Consider the following 17776-nt stretch of genomic DNA (forward strand, 5'->3'; position numbering starts at 1 on the left):
TCCGCTTCCCCGCTTACTTGTAGATGAAGCCGACAACGCCGTGGTAACGGCCGTTGGGCTTGTCGGTCTGCATGGTGCCGTAGACGCGATTGACCCGGCCAAGGAACATGGCGGCGCCGTCGCTGGCGGCGTTGAAATTGTCGTCCGGCTTGGCGAGGTCGTTGCGTGCCACCGGCTTCACCAGATAGGGCGTGATGATGATGACGAGCTCGGTCTCGTTGCGTACGAAATCCCTGCTGCGGAAAAGCGCGCCGAGCACCGGGATCTTTGTCAGCCCGGGCAATCCGTTGACGGCTTGCCTGACATCGTCGCGAACCAGGCCGGCGATCATCATGGAGCCACCAGAGGGCAATTCCACCGTCGTGTCGGCAAGGCGCTTGCGCAGCGACAGGGCATTCATGCCGGGACTCGTCACGCCTGAGGAGAGCGACACGGATCCCTCGGTTGTCGGCTCGGAAACCGAGGTTCTGACTTTCAGGCTTATGCGGCCAGGAGACAACACAACCGGTTGGAATTCCAGGCCAATGCCGTACTCGATCTTGTCGATGGTATAGTTCTTCAGACCGGTCTGGTTGTCGGTGGATACGTTCTCGGAGACGCTGCTCACCATGTTGTATTCACCACCGACCTTGAAGGTCGCCTTCTCGCCGGATACGGCGGTCAAGGTCGGCTCAGCCAAGGTCTTCATGACCCCGGACTGCTCCATGGCGTTGATATAGGACTGCAGGCCCGAGGCGCCGATCGTGAAGCCCGAATTCGACAGCTGCTTGCCAAGGCCGGTGAAATTGTCGCTGAGCGCGCCGTAGCTGATGCCGTTGCTGCCGCCGCTGCCGACCATGTTGACGCCGAGCTGCTTCATCACCGAGCGGCTGACTTCGGCGACCGTCACCTTCAGCGTGACCTGATCGTCGCCTATGATCTGCAGCAGGTTGACGATCTTGCTGGTGCGGCGCTCCTGGTCGGGGTTGTTGATGTCGACACCGCTCTGAGCCGAACCGCCGGCCGCGGTCTGCGAATATTGCCCCGTCGTCGCTTCACCGCCCGAGACGAAGATCGTCGCCAGGTCGACCGCGCGCTTTGCGTCCAGCGGCGTGTCGACCGTTCCAGTCAGGACGACGTTGTCATTCAGCAGTTCCACCTTGATGGTCGACGTCGGGATGAAGCGCTTGATATAGTCTTCAAGGCCGGCAACGTCGCGTTCGACGGCCAGATCCAGACTGACGATCTGCTCGCCATTCGGACCGAAGACAAAGATGTTCGTCTCGCCGACCGCCTTGCCGAACAGGTAGATACGCCTTGCGGTGCGGGTCACCGCGTCGGCGACCGCCGGGTTGGCGACGAGAATGTCGTAGGCATCGCTCGGCAGGTCGATGACCACCGACTTGTTGAGACCAAGCTTGACGCGCTGGGTGGCCGTCGATGCGGTGACCTGTGCGTTCTTTGCCTCGACAACGCCTTGCAGATTCGTTCCGACGAGCAGCAGGCCGAATGCCGCGGCCACGATTGCCGGCAGTTTACCACTTAGCCTCATTTCCTTGCCCCTACTTCGGAAACTTCGCCCGACTTGATCAGCCTCACCGTTCCCCTGCGGCCATTGCCGGAAACGAGATAGTCGGCCTCACCCAGATTCTTTTCCTGGGTGTCCGCGACCGCCCGCAGCGCCAGTGTCAGGCGATCCGCCATCTGCTGGGCAACCGTGATGATCTCTGCCTGACGCGGTGTCAGTTCCAGCGTGGCGGTCTGGCCCACCCTGGTCTTCTTGCCTTCCTCGTCCTCCTGAATGGTCTGGTCGATTGCCAGGACGCGGATGTTCTTGAGGATGGTTTCGGTGTTGAAATTGGTGGCGCCGCCGGCGGTGGCTTCGGCCCTGCGTGTCATGATGACATCGACGAAATCGTTCGGAAGAATGAAGCCGCCGGCCGACGTGTCAGCCGAGATGGCCGTGGCGACCGCCCGCATGCCGGAAGGCAGGATCGACGACATGAAGCTCTGCCCCTCGCCAATCAGCTTGGAACGCCGCAGAGGCTCTCCGGCGTACATTGCCACGCGGGCAACGGAACCCTTCAGCTTGTCCAGCGCTTCGGGCTCGGCGGTGCGGGTTATGAAATTCGCGTTGATGCCGTCTGCGGGCCAGGATTGCCAGGCGATGTTGTTCTCGAGCGGGTTGCCCATCGGAACGTCGCCCGAAAGTACTAGCACATCCTGCAGAGCCACCGCCGGCGCCTGCGGGCCGGAATCGACGACGATCTGGGGCGGCGGTGCGACCATGTTTTTCGCGACATAACCGGCACCACCCGCGGCGGCTACCGCCACGCTCAGAATTATCAATCGCGATGCTGGCATCTGTCCGAACCCTTGCCCTGGCAAACCACGTAGCCAAGCCGGACTTTGCAGCGGCAATCGTCAAAACAAGGTTAATGTAATGCTTACGATCGTGATTAATTTAAGGTTTACATAAATTAGCCGGAATGTGGCCAGACCGGCCCAAATGGCCGGCGCGGCCTTGTTGAAAGCCGGCCGCGGTCACGCTGATGAGATAAAAAGAAATCACGTCGTGCTCAGGTCGCCAGCCTTGTCAGCGCCCACACCATCAAAGGCGAATCCGGATAGGTCAGCAACCCGCCAAGGCCAAGTGCGATGCCGTAGGGAACGCCATTTGCCTCATCGGCGAAATGGCGCAGAAACGGATTTCGGCCGGTGACGGCCGCAAGCATCGACTTGCGATAGAGGATGATAGCGAGCGTCAGCAGGCCACCGAGGATTGTCGATGCCACAAGATACTCGACGAGATGGACATTGAGACCCATCCACATCGCGGTGGCGGCCAGCAGCTTGGCGTCGCCGCCGCCCATGCCACCCATTGCGAACAGACCGAACGTCACCGCCAGGACCAGGGCGCCGGCGGCGAAATGCCCGCCATAGGTCGCCCATTCCATACCGGTCAGCGGCGCGACCAGCGCGAAAACGACGACAAGTAGGACCGGCACGCGGTTGGCGATCGTCATCGACAACATGTCGGAGATCGCGGCAAACAGCATGCAGAACGGAAAGACGACGAAGATCAGGGCTTCAAGCATCGGCGCTATGCCTATTGTCCGATTTCACGGGGCTCAATCTAGACATGTTCGATTAACGATTGATGAGGCCCGGAATGAAAAGACGACTGATAATGATATTGGCAGCGGCATAGAAAAAGGGCCGCCAGGTGGCGGCCCTTTTCCAGAAGGCAATAGAGCGCCCAGCAATACGGCAGATTAGCTGCCGCTGCTGTTCAAGGTGTTGCCGATAAGGGTGAACTTGCCGTTGATTGCATTGCCGAGCGCGCCGGCGCCAGTGATGATGGCGAGCGCGATGAGAGCGGCGATCAGACCATATTCAATAGCGGTCGCGCCGGATTCGTCCTTCACAAAACGTGCGATGAGATTAGACATTTGAGAGCTCCTACTCCACGTGTTACAGCACTTCCGTCAACTTCTGTGATGGTTGATCGGATGCTGCCAATCTAGGGAGAAGCTCTTTCGATCGGCTTAATAAACAGCCTTACCGATTCCTTTCCCGGTTCGAACATATTGCGTGGTTAACCTCCGACTAAGTGCTGGCCGACCCTTCCGTTTTCTCGGGTCGATGGTGGGGCCCGCACTTGCGCCTGCAATCATGTTGGCTCCCCGCAACTTCGGCCAGGGTGCCCGCTTAACCGTTGGTTCACCAATCTCGTTCATGTTCCGTTGATCAGTCTGCTTGCGTGGAGCGCCTCAATGGCCCAGCCGAGATCGTCAATCCTGATTGCCGCGCTTCTTGCCGCCACGGCCTTCGTCGCGCCCGCCATGGCCGGCGCCGGCATCGAGGTCACGATGAACCAGGCCAAGATCGTCAAGCTGTCGCGCCCCGCCGATACGATCGTGGTCGGCAATCCGGCAATCGCCGACGCTTCCGTACAGGACGCCTCGACGATCGTGCTGACCGGCAAGGGTTTTGGTGTCACCAATCTGGTTGTGCTCGATACGGACGGCAGCCCGATTGTCGACGAGCAGGTTACCGTCGTGCGGCAGGCCGCCTCGTCCGTGCGTATTTATCGGCGCGCCGAAATACAGACCATGTCCTGCACACCTTATTGCGAAAGCTCCTACAAGAGCGATGCGGAGAAATCCTCCGAGGCCGAGATGAATGCCAGCCGATAGGATGGCGCGGTGGAATGCCGTTCAGGTTATCGGCTGGTTAAGACGCCAACGCCGACTTTAACGATCATTCAAACCGGGCCTCAATTGGTTTGCGCTAATGCTCCGTCCGAGACCGCATAGAGATCGGCAGGATCAGACATGAGCAAGGAATTCGGCTCGGCAGATGAGCACAAGGCGAGACGCCCAAGGTTTTTTGCCCGCTTCCTTCGCGACCGGCGCGGCAGCACGGCAATCGAATTCGGAATCCTTGCAATTCCATTCGCGCTGCTTGTCTTTGCCATTCTGGAAAGCTGCATCTCATTTGCCGGCCAGGAAGTGATGGCCAACATCACCGATGATGTCGCGCGCCAGCTGCGCACCGGCCAGTTGAGGCCGTCCGACGTCGCCGGAACCAGTTTGAGGGACAAGATCTGCGACAAACTGGAGATCATCGTCTCCCAGGATTGCCCCAATCTGCTGATGGTGGATCTCCGCCAATATGCGACGTTCGCCGCCGCGGCCTCGGCCGGCTTCAAGATCCAGAACGGTGAGGTCATCCTGACGAACGGCGCCACCACACAGTCCTTTACTGTTGCGCCGGGTCCGGCGGAATCGAGGAACATGCTGCGGGTCTTTTACAAATGGCCGATCATGACCGATCTGTTGGCGCAGTCCATGGGCGGCAACAAGACCCTGCATTTCGCATCGGTGACCTGGCAGAACGAGCCGTTCGACAATTGAGTTCGAGGCGGGTTCACGAGCAGTACAAGAAAAAAGGGCAATGGGCATGATGCGTGCGGGGGCACATCTCAGGACTACAGGAATTTGGCGGAAAGCAATCCGGTTCTGGTCCGACCGCCGTGGTATCGCGGCAGTCGAATTCGCCTTGATCATGCCTCTTCTGCTGATCATGTATTTCGTGACCATGGAGGCGTCTCAGGCCATCGAGACCAGCAAGAAGGTCAGTCGTATCGGCAGTATGGTGGCTGATCTGATCACGCAGCAGCCAACCATCGTCAAGGCGGATATCGACGCCATCATGCAGATCGGCACCGTCACCCTTCAGCCCTACAACCGCTCGACGCCGAGCATCACCGTGACGGCAATTCAAGTCACGACCGACGCAACGCCGCTGGTGCAGGTGGTGTGGTCGCGCAAGCTGGTCAATGGCGTCGCCAGCGCTGGCCCTACCACCACCACGGTTCCGGCAACACTCAGGGTCGGCGGCACCTTCCTTATCCGCGTCGACAGCAATCTCGGCTACACGCCGGTCATCACATGGTCGGCGGGCAGCCAGCAGAAGCTTGGATTGACCTCGGCTTTCAACAACATATCGATGGGCGAAACCTATTATCTGCGTCCCCGCCGGAGCGTGACGATCCCTTGCAGCGACTGCTGAACCGAGGCCGCCAGGCGGTTCATCGCTTCACGGAAACGCAGAACCGAAGCGCGTCACGTTACTGCTGCGACCCACTGCCCGAGATGAAGCGCACGACCGAAGCGGCCGTCTCGTAGTCTTTGGGCGTCACGACGGCGAAGCCACCGGAATGCTTCGCTTCCAGGAGGTCGTAGACATCTGGCGTCATCGACTTGAGGTTGGTTAGGAACACGGTGAGCCGGCGCTTGGCTTCAGGGTCGAGATCGCTGCGGACCGCGTGGGGGCCATATCTCAGCAGGCCCGACGTCCATACGACCTGAAGTGCCGCCGCCGAAAGCCCTGCCGCTTCGAGCCTTGCCTGCGTGCCCGATGCTTCCGGCCGGCCGTCGGCAGCGGCCGTCACCCAGCCGAACAGGCCATCGGCCTTGCCATCGACCAGCATCGTTTCCGCCGCAGCGGCCGAATCGGCATGGACCAGAAACGGTGCATCTTCCGCAATCTTGCGGCCTTCCGCGGCCAACGCCGCCAATGGCAAGAGAGAACCGCCGACGCTGTCTGAAGGTGCCATTGCGATGCGATGGCTCGCCAATGCCGCCAGATCAGGCAGCTTGCCGTCCCGCGTCAACAGAACGGAGCGGATGCCGATGGCGCCGTCAAAATCGACCGGAGCGACGAGCGGCTCGATACATCCGCAGCGCTTCGATGCCGTTGCATAGGCAGTCGCCGAATAGATTGCGTATTCGATGCGGGCGTTGCCCTGCGCCTCGATCAGCGCGGCATAGTCGCGGGCAACGACGAACTCGACCTTCATGCCCAGGGCCTTGGTGTAGGCACCGGTCAAACGTGCCAGCCCTGGGACGGTGTTGCCGGCACCTGGCTCGGCAACAATGCCGATGCGAAACGTGCCGATATCATCGCGCCAATCGGCATGCGCCGGATTGGACCAGAGCGCGCCCTCCATCAGCAAGAGAGCGGCATACGCCTTCAAGGCAACCCTCATGACAGAACCGCCGTCTGCTTTCCTCGATCCATGCCCATGCCCGGCGCATCGTTGCGACACGCATTCTCTATTTGTGCCGTTTTGTGCATGTCGTTATCCCAAAACCGCTGCGCACTTTTGGGCGACATCCACTAGACTATCACGCCTGGCCGTTGCCGTTTGGTTTCCGAATTGCCAATGAAGTCGCGGAACCCTATGTCTGGTCGTTCAAACTGGCAACAATTCGATGGCGCGCGCTTTCCTCTTCGTTCTGGACTCCTTCGGCATCGGCGGCGCGGCCGACGCCGAGCGCTACGGCGACGCCGGCGCCAATACATTCGCGCACATCGCGGAAGCCTGCGCCGAAGGCCGCGCGGATCGCGAAGGGCTTCGCAGCGGACCGTTGTTTGTCCCCTACATGGGATCGCTCGGGCTTGGCAAGGCTGCCGAAACCGCCACTGGACTGGGCTTCGCAAGCAGCGGGACGGATCTGCTCGCCACGGCCTTCCACGGCGCGGCGCAAGAGGTTTCGAGCGGCAAGGACACGCCGTCGGGCCATTGGGAAATCGCCGGCCTGCCGGTGCTTTTCGACTGGGGCTATTTCCCGGATACGGTTCCTGCCTTTCCGGCAGCGCTGACCGAGGCGATCATCCGCGAGGGCAAGGTGCCGGGCATTCTCGGCGACTGTCACGCGCCGGGCACCGAAATCATCGAGCGGTTCGGCGAAGAGCACATCCGTACCGGCAAACCGATCTGCTACACGTCGGTCGACTCGGTCCTGCAAATCGCCGCGCATGAAGCCCATTTCGGCCTCGAGCGGCTGTATGAATTCTGCAAGGTGGTGCGCAGGCTGGTTGACCCGCTGAGGATCGGGCGGGTGATTGCGCGGCCGTTCGTCGGGGAAACCACCGCTACCTTCGAGCGAACCTACAACCGTCATGACTACGCCGTACCGCCGCCGGAGCCGACCCTGCTCGATCGGCTGACGGCGCGTGGCAGCCGCGTCATCGCCGTCGGCAAGATCGGCGACATCTTCGCCCATCGCGGAATTTCGCAAGTGCGCAAGGGGGCAGGCAACATGGCCATGTTCGACGAGGCGCTGGGCGCGATGGATGATGCTGACAACGGCGACCTCGTCTTCGCCAATTTCGTCGACTTCGATACGGAATTCGGGCATCGCCGTGACGTCGCCGGCTATGCCGCGGCACTCGAAGCCTTCGACCTGCGACTGCCGGAGGCATTTGCAAGGCTGCGGCAGGGCGATCTTCTCATCCTGACGGCCGATCACGGCAACGATCCGACATGGCGCGGTACCGACCATACGCGTGAACGCATTCCGGTGATCGGTACCGGACCGGGTTTCACGGGCGGCGACATCGGGCTGAGGACGACATTCGCCGACATCGGTGAAACCGTGGCCGAGCATCTTGGGTTGGCGCGCGGCCGTCACGGCACGTCTTTCTATACAGCGATTGGCGGCCATGCCTGAATTGCCGGAGGTCGAAACGGTCCGGCGCGGGCTGCAGCCGGTTCTGGAAGGTGCCACCATCACCCGTGTCGAGGCGCGCCGACCGGATCTGCGCTTTCCATTTCCCGAGAAATTCTCGCAGCGGCTGACCGGCAAGACGGTCACCGCGCTCGGCCGCCGGGCCAAGTATCTGACGATGGACCTTGAAGGCGGTCCGATGCTGATCTGCCATCTCGGCATGTCAGGTTCATTCCGCATCGAGACCGCGGATGGCAGCGACATGCCGGGCGTCTTCCAGCACGACCGCTCGAAGAGCTCCACTCACGACCACGTCGTCTTCCATGTCATATCGCCGGCCGGCGCCAGTTCCCGCGTGATCTTCAATGATCCGCGCCGCTTCGGCTTCATGTTGTTTGCCGAGGGGGCGCCGGACGTCCATCCGATGCTGGCCGGGCTCGGCGTCGAGCCAACGGGCAACACATTGGACGGCGCGCTGCTTGCCTCATTGATGAAAGGGCGGCGATCACCGTTGAAGGCAGCGCTTCTCGACCAGAGACTGATCGCCGGGCTCGGCAATATTTATGTGTCGGAGGCGCTATGGCGCGCCAGCCTGTCGCCGCTGCGCGAGGCGGGCACGATCGCAAAGCCCGGCAAGAAGGCCCAGGCCCAAAGCGAACGCCTCGCCGAGGCCATTCGCTCGGTGATATCAGATGCGATCGCGGCCGGCGGATCCTCGCTCAGGGACTATATGCAGACCGATGGGTCGCTGGGCTACTTCCAGCATTCCTTCGCCGTCTACGACCGTGAGGGCGAGCCTTGCTCGAAACCCGGCTGCAGCGGCCACATCGAGCGGATCGTGCAGAGCGGGCGATCGACCTTCTATTGCCGGACATGTCAGCGGTAAGCTAGACGATGGCACAGTGAGGAGAAGCAGTCATGGCCTATGAGACGATCATCACCGAGACGCGCGGCAAGGTCGGGCTTATCACGCTGAACAGGCCGCAGGCGCTCAATGCGCTGAACTCCCAGATTCTGGCCGAACTGGTGGCGGCCGTGAATGGCTTCGGCGCCGATGCCGGCATCGGCGCCATGGTCATCACCGGTTCCGAAAAGGCTTTCGCCGCAGGCGCCGACATCAAGGAGATGCAGTCGATCTCCTATGCCGACGCCTTTCTGCAGGACTTCTTCGTCGGCTGGGAAGAGTTTACGCGGGCGCGGAAGCCCGTCATCGCGGCGGTGGCCGGCTATGCGCTTGGCGGCGGCTGCGAACTGGCGATGATGTGCGATTTCATCATTGCCGCCGACACGGCCAAATTCGGCCAACCCGAAATCACACTCGGCGTTATTCCAGGCATGGGCGGGTCGCAACGGCTGACCCGCTTCGTCGGCAAGTCGAAAGCGATGGACATGTGCCTGACCGGGCGGATGATGGATGCAGCGGAAGCCGAGCGTTCGGGCCTGGTGTCGAGGGTCGTGCCTGCCGGCGAACTCGTCGAGGAGGCGCTGAAGGCGGCAGCCAAGATCGCCGACTTCTCGATGCCATCGGTGATGATGGCGAAGGAAGCTGTCAATCGCGCCTTCGAGACGACCCTTGCCGAGGGATTGCGGTTCGAGCGCCGACTGTTCCACTCGCTGTTCGCACTCGATGACCAGAAGGAAGGCATGGCGGCCTTCGCCGAGAAGCGGAAGCCGAATTTCACCAACCGTTGACGTCAGTCGGATGGCCGCCAAAAAGAAGGCCGGGCAGCGTTGACGCGCCGGAAAAGCTGAACTATAAGCCGCACCAACCGAGGCGGCCCCGTGGCTGCCCGTTTGTTTTTTGCGCCCTGCGGCATCCCGCATGCGCCCACCAGATCAGAAGAGAGGCATCATGGCCAATACATCCTCGGCCAAAAAGGCAACGCGCAAGATCGTACGCCGCGCAGCGATCAACAAGAACCGCCGCTCGCGCGTCCGCACCTATATCCGTCAGGTCGAAGAGGCACTTGCCTCCGGTGACAAGGCTGCCGCGCAGGCTGCCTTCAAGATCGCGGAGCCGGAATTGATGCGCGCCGCAACCAAGGGCGTGATCCACAAGAACACGGCGTCCCGCAAGGTGTCGCGACTGGCCCAGCGGGTTAAGGTACTGTCTGCCTGACATCCCTTTCCTGGACTGACGTTCTTCGAACCCGGCCGATTGTGCCGGGTTTTTTCTTTTGCCGGCAAGTACTTAAAAAGAATACTCGGAAACGGCGCCCAACGCGGATTTCACGGTTCGAAATGCTTTGCCGGCACAGCCATGCTGGTTGATCGCCGGTATCCCTGAAAAGGGTTCTCTGGAAAAAACTCGACACTCATAAATAATGTCTATTTTTCAGATAGTTACAGACAGTCATCCACAGCTTGTTCACATCGAGCCGGAGCGATGGGGGACAAGTGGCTGTCAAGCGAATTATTTCATAAAATTTCAACCCGTGCCGGCTTTTTCATATTCGCCGGAAAAGAGTTTGAATCACAATGGCTTTGTTAAAATGTGCCGTTGCGGCACGCCACCCGAACCGGCCTCCAGTAACCAGATTCCTTAAAAATCAGTTAGTCCCGCCCTTGCCCTATCCACAGCGATTTCGGTAATGTCGGTCTATCGAAAGGGACGGGCTCCGGCCCTTAACCCAGCCTGAAACGGCCAGCTTAAATTGGCGGGATTTGCGACGCGGATCAAGTCCGTGGACGGGCTTGGTTTGTCTTTTTCGATACGGTAGGGGACGGGCGTAACTAGACATGGCAGGTAGACGGCGCGCCGGCGCACTTTTCGCCGGACGGTGTTGTATTGCCCTGACATACCCAACGCGGACTGGCTTCGATGGGCCGGTACCGGTTTCCCCCCGATATTGGCGATGTCATCTGCCGGCGGCGGCAGCAGGCATCGTAGCGAAGGCGCAGGTGCCGGAACACGGATGCAGGAGGCGCATCCCCGGTGGAAACAGGTACGGAAGGACAAGGAAAAGACAATGCAGAGCGGCATCGAACGGGAGCTTACGGGCGACCTCCCATTTCCTGGAACTTTGATCGGAGCAAACGACATGGTGGTCTCCAGCGACGCGGAACAGAGATTCGACAGGGTCAAGACCCAGTTGAAGGCGCGCCTGGGAACCGAAGTTTACTCGAGCTGGTTCGGCCGCATGAAGGTCGCGGAGGCTTCCAAGGGCATCATCCGCATCTCGGTGCCCACCGCCTTCCTGCGCTCATGGATCAACGGTCACTATCTCGACCTCATCTCCGAGCTGTGGAAGCAGGAGGATCCCGATCTCCTCAAGATCGAGATCGTCGTGCGCACGGCGACGCGCCAGGGGCGCAGCCAGGCCGAGCCGGAGGTGATCCCTGCGCGAGCCAAGATGACGCGGCAGACGCAGACGGCGCTCGCCGCCGGTACCGTCAGCCCCGGCCGGACAGAGCGTGCCCCGGCTCCTCGTCCGGGCACACCGGTCGAGAGCGAATTCCGGCACAATGTGCTCGGCTCGCCGCTTGATCCGCGCTACACATTCGGCTCCTTCATCGAGGGACCGTCGAACCGGGTGGCCTTCGCCGCCGCCAAGGCAGTGGCGGAATCGCAATCGAGCGCAGTGCGCTTCAATCCGCTTTTCCTTCACGCAACCGTCGGGCTCGGCAAGACACACCTGTTGCAGGCGATCGCCGCGGAGTCGCTCAAGCAGAACCCCAAGTCGCGCGTCGTCTATCTCACGGCCGAGTATTTCATGTGGCGCTTTGCCACCGCGATCCGTGACAACAATGCGCTGACGCTCAAGGAACAGCTGCGCGACATCGACCTGCTCATCATCGACGACATGCAGTTCCTGCAGGGCAAGTCGATCCAGCATGAATTCTGCCATCTGATCAACATGTTGCTCGACAGCGCCAAGCAAGTCGTCGTTGCCGCCGACCGGCCGCCTTCGGAACTGGAATCGCTCGAACCGCGGGTCCGCTCGCGGCTCAATGGCGGGGTCGCGCTTGAAATGTCGGCGCCCGATTTCGTCATGCGCCTTGGCATGCTCAAACTGCGCCTTGCCACTGCCAGGGTCGATGACGCATCGCTCAATATTTCGGAGGAGATCCTCAATCACGTCGCCCGCACCGTGACCGGCAGCGGACGCGAGCTGGAAGGCGCCTTCAATCAGCTGCTGTTTCGCCAGTCCTTCGAACCGCAGATCACCATCGATCGGATCGACGAGATCCTCGGCCACATCTATCGCACCGGCGAGCCGAAACGGGTCCGCATCGAGGACATCCAGCGCATCGTCGCGCGCCACTACAACGTGTCGAAAACCGAGTTGCTGTCCAACCGGCGCACGCGCACCATCGTCAAGCCGCGGCAGGTCGCCATGTACCTGTCGAAAGTGATGACACCGCGCTCGCTGCCAGAGATCGGACGCCGTTTCGGCGGCCGCGATCACACCACGGTTCTGCACGCCGTGCGCAAGATCGAGGACCTTTCCGGCAACGACAACACGCTGGCACAGGAGCTTGAGCTCTTGAGGCGGTTGATCAACGACCAGGCCTGACCGACCTGGGGAAGACCGAACCGGAACAGCACCGGAATTCAAGGACTTGCCGGTGCGACGCTGGATCTGGAATGGGCTCGTGGCGGCGTTTGGCAGCGATCCGAATTTCGGTTTTACGACACCGGCTCGCGGACTTCATGGCCTTTATCCCCAGAAAGCCCGCGTAGCCGGACCGAACCGGTGGCGCGGGCTTGCGTTTGCTGGTTTTTTCCTGTCAGTTTACGCAGATTCTGAGCCTGTTCAGACCTTTCGCGGGGCACCGCTTACTGGTGACCCGTCATTCATTCAAGCGAGCCTGTTTCGTCATGCGTGTTATCCTGGAACGGTCAAATCTCCTCAAGTCGCTCAACCACGTCCACCGTGTGGTCGAGCGGCGCAACACCATACCGATCCTGTCCAACGTGCTGCTCAGCGCCGAGGGCGCCAGCCTCGAAATGAAGGCGACCGACCTCGACCTCGAGGTGACGGAAGCAACGCCGGCCAAGGTGGAGCGCGGCGGGGCGACGACGGTTCCGGCACATCTGCTCTACGACATCGTGCGCAAGCTCGCCGATGGCGCCGAGGTGATGCTGAAGACGGACGAGGACGGCAACGCCATGACGGTGACGTCCGGCCGTTCGAGCTTCCGCCTCCAGTGCCTGCCGCAATCCGACTTCCCCGAGCTTTCGGCCGGATCCTTCTCGCATATCTTCCGTCTCGACTCGGTTGCCCTGAAAGGCCTGATCGAAAAGACCCAGTTCGCCATCTCCACCGAAGAGACGCGCTATTATCTGAACGGCATCTACCTGCACACGCATGAGGTCGGCGGCAAGCTGAAGCTGCGCTCGGTGGCGACCGACGGCCACCGTCTGGCGCGCGCCGAGATCGACGCGCCAGCGGGGTCCGAGGGCATGCCCGGGATCATCATTCCGCGCAAGACGGTGAGCGAGCTGCAGAAGCTGGTCGACGATCCGGATGTCGCGGTCACCACGGAACTGTCGGACACCAAGATCCGTTTCACCATCGGCAGCGTGGTTTTGACCTCGAAGCTGATCGACGGCACCTTCCCGGACTATCAGCGGGTCATTCCGACCGGCAACGACAAGCGGCTGATCATCGACCGCCAGAGTTTCGCTGCCGCCGTCGATCGCGTCTCGACCATCTCTTCCGAACGCGGCCGGGCGGTGAAGCTTTCGATCAGCGAGGGTCAGGTGACGCTTGCGGTCAACAATCCGGATTCAGGCAGCGCCACCGAGGAACTGGCCGCCGACTATTCGTCCGATCCGATCGAGATCGGCTTCAACGCCAAGTACCTGCTCGACGTTGCCGCGCAGCTGACCGGCACGGAAGCCAAATTCATGCTGGCCGACGCCGGTTCGCCGACGCTGATCCACGACATGGCCGACGAGACCGCGCTCTACGTGCTGATGCCGATGCGGGTGTAGCCGACGCTGCGTCATCAATCCGGCTCCGCGACAGGATCGGCGGAAGGATGGTTTCGGCGACTTCCAGAGCAATTCCAGCGTGAAACGGGTTTTCGTCCGGAATTGCATCAAAACAAGGAGATAGAGCGGTTCAACGTTTCCATGAAACGACGAACCGCCCTATAGGCGGATAGCGGTTGCCGGCACAGACTCACATAAGTAAGCTTACGCTTACTAACTTCCGCAACTACGCGGGGCTAGCGATCGACCTGGCGCCGGGTGCCGTGGTTTTTTCCGGCGACAACGGCGCCGGCAAGACGAACCTCCTCGAAGCGATCTCCTTGCTGACGCCAGGGCGGGGCTTGCGCCGCGCGCCTTACGCGGATGTCGCGCGCGAGGGCGGCGACGGCGGCTTTGCCCTGCACGCGCGGCTCGACGGTCCCGACGGCCATGTCGAGATCGGTACGGGCATTTCGGGTGGCGACAGTGTCGGCGAAGGCGGCAGGCGAGTGCGTATCAACGGGGCTTCTGCGCGTTCGGCCGAGGACATGCTGGAATGGCTGCGCGTGGTGTGGCTGACACCGGCGATGGACGCGCTGTTCACCGGCCCGGCCGCAGATCGCCGGCGCTTTCTCGACCGGCTGGTGCTGGCGATCGACCCCGGCCACGGCCAGCGTGCGATCGACTACGAGAAGGCTATGCGTGGCCGTAACCGATTGCTTACCGAAGGATCCCGAGACGACCGCTGGTTCGACGCGATCGAGACACAAATGGCCGAAACCGGCGTGGCGATTGCTGCCGCACGCGCCGAGATGGTGCGCCTGCTGGCCGCGATGATCGACAAGCTGCCCGATACCGGACCGTTTCCGCAGGCCGATATCGGCCTTTCGGGTGACCTGGAGGCGGAGGTCGCCAGCGCGCCGGCAGTCGATGTCGAGGAGCGGTTCCGCCAAACGCTTGCCGACGGCCGTGACCGCGACCGCGCCGCCGGGCGCACGCTCGACGGCCCGCACCGTTCGGACCTGGTGGTTCGGCACCGTCCCAAGGCGATGCCGGCCGAACTCTGCTCGACAGGCGAGCAGAAGGCGCTGCTGGTCGGCATCGTGCTGTCGCACGCCCGGCTGACCGGCGAGATGTCCGGCATGACACCAATCCTGCTGCTTGACGAAATCGCTGCGCATCTCGACGGCGGGCGGCGCGCGGCGCTGTTCTCCATCCTCGAGGACTTGAACTGCCAGGCGTTCATGACCGGAACCGATGCGGCGCTGTTTTCCAGTCTCAAGGGGCGTGCGCAGTTCCTGACTGTCGACCACGGCACGGTTGGGCCAACGGACTGATCTTTGCCTATGCATGTCGTTGCCGCAAACCGCTTCACACTTTTGGGCGACATGCATTGGCTCCTGACAAGGTTTTTCAGCCACGATATGGTCCGGCAATGACCGCAGCCGCCCTGACCGCCGACGAGATCGAACGCTATGCCCGCCACATCGTGCTGCCCGAGGTCGGCGGCGCCGGCCAGCAGAGACTGAAACAGGCGCGGGTTCTGGTCATCGGCGCCGGCGGGCTGGGCGCGCCGGTGCTCGAATATCTTGCCGCCGCCGGCGTCGGCACGCTCGGCGTTGTCGACGATGACACGGTTTCGCTGTCCAATCTGCAGCGCCAGGTCATTCACGCCACCGACACTGTCGGCATGCTGAAAACCGATAGTGCCAAGGCGGCAATCGCGCGCATCAACCCCAACTCCATTGTCGAGACGCATCCATTCCGGCTGAGCACTGACAACGCTCCTGCCCTCGTCGCCCGTTATGACATTGTCGTCGACGGTTCCGACAATTTCGAAACCCGCTATGCCGTTGCCGACGCCTGCGCGAGCGAAAGGAGACCGCTGGTGCATGCCGCCGTCGGACGCTTCGACGGCTCGGTGACCGTGCTGAAGCCATTCGAAGACGGCAAGGACGGCAGGCCCAATCCGGGCTATCGCGATCTGTTTCCGGAATCGCCGCCACCTGGCCTGGTGCCATCCTGTGCCGAGGCCGGGGTGCTTGGAGCCCTGACCGGCGTCGTCGGCACGCTGCAGGCGATGGAGGCGATCAAGCTGATCACCGGCATTGGCGAGCCGCTGGTCGGCCGGCTGCTGCTCTATGATGCGCTGGCCGCGCGCTTCGAGACCATCCGCTACAAGAGAAACTGACCGTGGACCCGACCGAACCTGCCTCCATCACGCGGATCCCGGCCGATTTCGACCGCTGGAACGATGTGCTGGCACTGATCATGGACGCCTTCGCCGCCATGGACGGCGTCATCGACCCTCCATCGTCAGCACACCTGCTGACCGCCGACACTCTGCGGGACAAGGCGCGGCGAGAGACCGGCTTCGTGGCGCTCAACGGCGACAAGATCGTCGGCTGCGTTTTTGCCCTTGAGAAGGGGACGGAATATTATGTCGGCAAGCTCGCCGTCGCGCCGGCTTGTCAGGGACAAGGCATTGGCCGACGGCTGATGCAGGCGGTCGAAGATCTTGCCCGCAGCCGCGGCAAGGCTGCGGTCGAGCTTCAGACGCGGATCGAACTGACCGGGAACCATGCGGCCTTTGCGCGCTTCGGCTTTCACGAGACCGAACGGACGGCCCATGAGGGCTACCTCAAGCCGACCTCGATCACCCTGCGCAAGGTGCTTTCGTAAGCCCGGACTTTCATTCGAAAAAGCCACGAACGCCGTGCTTCGATAGCATCGGCTTCTGGATCTGTTCCATCCCGATGGAATCGGGATGGGCTCTATCCCTTTGTTTGAGCATGGTCTCTGGACAAACGGTTTCCGTTTGTCCGAGAAAACCAGTCTGCACTTTTCGGGATCATACTCTAAGCGGCAGCACGCGATCCGGCGGGCGGTGGCCGTCGACGAATGCGCGGATGTTGATGATGACCTTTTCGCCCATGTCGATGCGGCCTTCGAGCGTCGCCGAGCCCATATGCGGCAGAAGCACGACCTTGCCCTTGGCGGCGAGCTTCAGCAGCTTGCCGTTCAGTGCCGGCTCGTGCTCGTAGACGTCGAGGCCGGCCCCGGCGAGCTTGCCGTCCTGGATCAACTTGACCAGCGCTTCTTCGTCGATGATGTCGCCGCGTGCGGTGTTGACGATATAGGCCGTTGGCTGCAGCAGCGCCAGCCGCCGCGCCGAAAGCAGATGGAAGGTCGCCGGCGTCGAGGGGCAATTGACCGAAATGATATCCATGCGGGCCAGCATCTGGTCGAGGCTTTCCCAATAGGTCGCCTCCAGCCCGTCTTCCACGGCCGGCAGCACGCGATGGCGGTTGTGATAGTGGATCGACAGGCCGAAGGCCTTGGCCCGTCTGGCGACCGCGGTGCCGATGCGGCCCATGCCGACTATGCCGAGCCGCTTGCCCCAGATGCGCCGGCCAAGCATCCAGGTCGGCGACCAGCCGGCCCATTTCTTGTCGCCGGTGAGCACGTTGGCGCCTTCCACCAGCCGCCGCGGCACCGCCAGCATCAGCGCCATGGTCATGTCGGCGGTGTCCTCGGTCAGCACATTGGGCGTGTTGGTGACGGTGATGCCCTTCTTGGCCGCCGCCGAGACATCGATCTTGTCGACGCCATTGCCGAAATTGGCGATCAGCTTAAGATTGTCGCCGGCCTGGGCGATCAGCGCGGCGTCGATCTGGTCGGTCACCGTCGGAACCAGCACGTCGGCTTCCTTGACCGCCGCAACCAGTTCCGGCTGCGTCATCGGCCTGTCCTCGACATTCAGCCGGGCATCGAACAGTTCACGCATGCGGGTCTCGACCGGGTCGGGCAGCTTTCGCGTGATGACGACGAGAGGCTTCTTTTTGCCTGCCATTGT

General features: G+C 61.8%; 18 protein-coding genes. 12 read left to right on the top strand and 6 right to left on the bottom strand.

Translation table 11 applies throughout. The features are described from left to right. Positions 1-13 precede the first annotated feature (13 nt). The 4 genes from AC1RZR_RS01195 to AC1RZR_RS01210 all read right to left on the bottom strand — a co-directional run bounded on the left by AC1RZR_RS01195 (position 14) and on the right by AC1RZR_RS01210 (position 3431). Positions 14-1531: a type II and III secretion system protein family protein gene (locus AC1RZR_RS01195; protein ID WP_477272751.1), complete on the bottom strand. Its 1518-nt coding sequence runs from the start codon at positions 1529-1531 to the stop codon at positions 14-16. Further along, the gene (cpaB, locus tag AC1RZR_RS01200; RefSeq protein ID WP_477272749.1) at positions 1528-2343 is read right to left on the bottom strand and encodes a Flp pilus assembly protein CpaB; all 816 of its coding nucleotides are present in this window, start codon (positions 2341-2343) and stop codon (positions 1528-1530) included. Before cpaB ends, AC1RZR_RS01195 begins: the two co-directional genes overlap by 4 nt. 215 nt (positions 2344-2558) lie before the next feature. Then, entirely contained in the window at positions 2559-3077 is a 519-nt protein-coding gene (locus AC1RZR_RS01205; protein WP_481827406.1) for an A24 family peptidase, read from the bottom strand. A 177-nt stretch (positions 3078-3254) separates the two neighbouring features. Further along, positions 3255-3431: a Flp family type IVb pilin gene (locus tag AC1RZR_RS01210; RefSeq protein WP_379017606.1), complete on the bottom strand. Its 177-nt coding sequence runs from the start codon at positions 3429-3431 to the stop codon at positions 3255-3257. A 324-nt stretch (positions 3432-3755) separates the two neighbouring features. Between AC1RZR_RS01210 and AC1RZR_RS01215 the strand changes: the two genes are divergently transcribed. The 3 genes from AC1RZR_RS01215 to AC1RZR_RS01225 all read left to right on the top strand — a co-directional run bounded on the left by AC1RZR_RS01215 (position 3756) and on the right by AC1RZR_RS01225 (position 5556). Further along, positions 3756-4178 carry a pilus assembly protein N-terminal domain-containing protein gene (locus AC1RZR_RS01215; protein WP_379106972.1) on the top strand — a complete coding sequence of 141 codons (423 nt, stop codon included), beginning with the start codon at positions 3756-3758 and terminating at the stop codon, positions 4176-4178. 138 nt (positions 4179-4316) lie between these two features. After that, positions 4317-4898: a TadE/TadG family type IV pilus assembly protein gene (locus tag AC1RZR_RS01220; RefSeq protein WP_477272744.1), complete on the top strand. Its 582-nt coding sequence runs from the start codon at positions 4317-4319 to the stop codon at positions 4896-4898. Between the two features lie 46 nt (positions 4899-4944). Then, positions 4945-5556 (top strand): TadE/TadG family type IV pilus assembly protein, encoded by a 612-nt coding sequence (locus AC1RZR_RS01225; RefSeq protein ID WP_481829181.1) that lies wholly within the window; start codon positions 4945-4947, stop codon positions 5554-5556. Between the two features lie 58 nt (positions 5557-5614). Here the strand turns inward: AC1RZR_RS01225 and AC1RZR_RS01230 are convergent, their stop codons facing one another. Continuing rightward, positions 5615-6535 carry a phosphate/phosphite/phosphonate ABC transporter substrate-binding protein gene (locus AC1RZR_RS01230; protein ID WP_481827407.1) on the bottom strand — a complete coding sequence of 307 codons (921 nt, stop codon included), beginning with the start codon at positions 6533-6535 and terminating at the stop codon, positions 5615-5617. Between the two features lie 226 nt (positions 6536-6761). On the opposite strand from AC1RZR_RS01230, the gene AC1RZR_RS01235 reads away from it, so the two are divergent. The 9 genes from AC1RZR_RS01235 to AC1RZR_RS01275 all read left to right on the top strand — a co-directional run bounded on the left by AC1RZR_RS01235 (position 6762) and on the right by AC1RZR_RS01275 (position 16602). Next, the gene (locus tag AC1RZR_RS01235) at positions 6762-8003 is read left to right on the top strand and encodes a phosphopentomutase (RefSeq protein ID WP_481827408.1); all 1242 of its coding nucleotides are present in this window, start codon (positions 6762-6764) and stop codon (positions 8001-8003) included. After that, on the top strand, positions 7996-8886 hold the full coding sequence (mutM, locus tag AC1RZR_RS01240; protein WP_481827409.1) for a bifunctional DNA-formamidopyrimidine glycosylase/DNA-(apurinic or apyrimidinic site) lyase: 891 nt from the start codon (positions 7996-7998) through the stop codon (positions 8884-8886). Before AC1RZR_RS01235 ends, mutM begins: the two co-directional genes overlap by 8 nt. Positions 8887-8918: 32 nt before the next feature. Then, a complete protein-coding gene (locus AC1RZR_RS01245; RefSeq protein ID WP_477272734.1) occupies positions 8919-9692 on the top strand; it encodes an enoyl-CoA hydratase in 774 nt (257 codons plus the stop codon). Between the two features lie 160 nt (positions 9693-9852). Further along, positions 9853-10119 (top strand): 30S ribosomal protein S20, encoded by a 267-nt coding sequence (gene rpsT / locus AC1RZR_RS01250; protein WP_013533694.1) that lies wholly within the window; start codon positions 9853-9855, stop codon positions 10117-10119. A gap of 850 nt (positions 10120-10969) precedes the next feature. Continuing rightward, a complete protein-coding gene (dnaA, locus tag AC1RZR_RS01255) occupies positions 10970-12517 on the top strand; it encodes a chromosomal replication initiator protein DnaA (RefSeq protein ID WP_477272731.1) in 1548 nt (515 codons plus the stop codon). A gap of 305 nt (positions 12518-12822) precedes the next feature. Beyond that, the gene (gene dnaN, locus AC1RZR_RS01260) at positions 12823-13941 is read left to right on the top strand and encodes a DNA polymerase III subunit beta (RefSeq protein WP_379106955.1); all 1119 of its coding nucleotides are present in this window, start codon (positions 12823-12825) and stop codon (positions 13939-13941) included. Positions 13942-14117: 176 nt separating this feature from the next. Then, positions 14118-15257 carry a DNA replication/repair protein RecF gene (gene recF / locus AC1RZR_RS01265; RefSeq protein ID WP_477272728.1) on the top strand — a complete coding sequence of 380 codons (1140 nt, stop codon included), beginning with the start codon at positions 14118-14120 and terminating at the stop codon, positions 15255-15257. Positions 15258-15355: 98 nt separating this feature from the next. Next, positions 15356-16111, top strand: a complete 756-nt coding sequence (locus AC1RZR_RS01270; protein ID WP_477272726.1) for a molybdopterin-synthase adenylyltransferase MoeB — start codon at positions 15356-15358, stop codon at positions 16109-16111. A 2-nt stretch (positions 16112-16113) separates the two neighbouring features. Next, positions 16114-16602, top strand: coding sequence for a GNAT family N-acetyltransferase (locus AC1RZR_RS01275; protein ID WP_477272724.1), 489 nt, complete (start codon positions 16114-16116; stop codon positions 16600-16602). 169 nt (positions 16603-16771) lie between these two features. On the opposite strand, the gene AC1RZR_RS01280 is transcribed toward AC1RZR_RS01275, so the two are convergent. After that, complete coding sequence (locus AC1RZR_RS01280) at positions 16772-17773, bottom strand: 2-hydroxyacid dehydrogenase (protein WP_477272722.1); 1002 nt, start codon at positions 17771-17773, stop codon at positions 16772-16774. Positions 17774-17776: the final 3 nt, after the last annotated feature.

The organism is Mesorhizobium bavaricum (assembly GCF_056781655.1).

Excerpts from the sequence above, each read along its gene's own strand:
- AC1RZR_RS01215 (WP_379106972.1), top strand. The coding sequence starts at position 3,756 with ATGGCCCAGCCGAGATCGTCAATCCTGATTGCCGCGCTTCTTGCCGCC.
- AC1RZR_RS01225 (WP_481829181.1), top strand. The coding sequence starts at position 4,945 with ATGATGCGTGCGGGGGCACATCTCAGGACTACAGGAATTTGGCGGAAA.
- AC1RZR_RS01210 (WP_379017606.1), bottom strand. The coding sequence starts at position 3,431 with ATGTCTAATCTCATCGCACGTTTTGTGAAGGACGAATCCGGCGCGACC.
- AC1RZR_RS01220 (WP_477272744.1), top strand. The coding sequence starts at position 4,317 with ATGAGCAAGGAATTCGGCTCGGCAGATGAGCACAAGGCGAGACGCCCA.
- AC1RZR_RS01195 (WP_477272751.1), bottom strand. The coding sequence starts at position 1,531 with ATGAGGCTAAGTGGTAAACTGCCGGCAATCGTGGCCGCGGCATTCGGC.
- cpaB (WP_477272749.1), bottom strand. The coding sequence starts at position 2,343 with ATGCCAGCATCGCGATTGATAATTCTGAGCGTGGCGGTAGCCGCCGCG.
- AC1RZR_RS01270 (WP_477272726.1), top strand. The coding sequence starts at position 15,356 with ATGACCGCAGCCGCCCTGACCGCCGACGAGATCGAACGCTATGCCCGC.
- AC1RZR_RS01280 (WP_477272722.1), bottom strand. The coding sequence starts at position 17,773 with ATGGCAGGCAAAAAGAAGCCTCTCGTCGTCATCACGCGAAAGCTGCCC.
- rpsT (WP_013533694.1), top strand. The coding sequence starts at position 9,853 with ATGGCCAATACATCCTCGGCCAAAAAGGCAACGCGCAAGATCGTACGC.
- dnaA (WP_477272731.1), top strand. The coding sequence starts at position 10,970 with ATGCAGAGCGGCATCGAACGGGAGCTTACGGGCGACCTCCCATTTCCT.
- mutM (WP_481827409.1), top strand. The coding sequence starts at position 7,996 with ATGCCTGAATTGCCGGAGGTCGAAACGGTCCGGCGCGGGCTGCAGCCG.
- dnaN (WP_379106955.1), top strand. The coding sequence starts at position 12,823 with ATGCGTGTTATCCTGGAACGGTCAAATCTCCTCAAGTCGCTCAACCAC.
- AC1RZR_RS01245 (WP_477272734.1), top strand. The coding sequence starts at position 8,919 with ATGGCCTATGAGACGATCATCACCGAGACGCGCGGCAAGGTCGGGCTT.
- AC1RZR_RS01230 (WP_481827407.1), bottom strand. The coding sequence starts at position 6,535 with ATGAGGGTTGCCTTGAAGGCGTATGCCGCTCTCTTGCTGATGGAGGGC.
- AC1RZR_RS01235 (WP_481827408.1), top strand. The coding sequence starts at position 6,762 with ATGGCGCGCGCTTTCCTCTTCGTTCTGGACTCCTTCGGCATCGGCGGC.
- AC1RZR_RS01205 (WP_481827406.1), bottom strand. The coding sequence starts at position 3,077 with ATGCTTGAAGCCCTGATCTTCGTCGTCTTTCCGTTCTGCATGCTGTTT.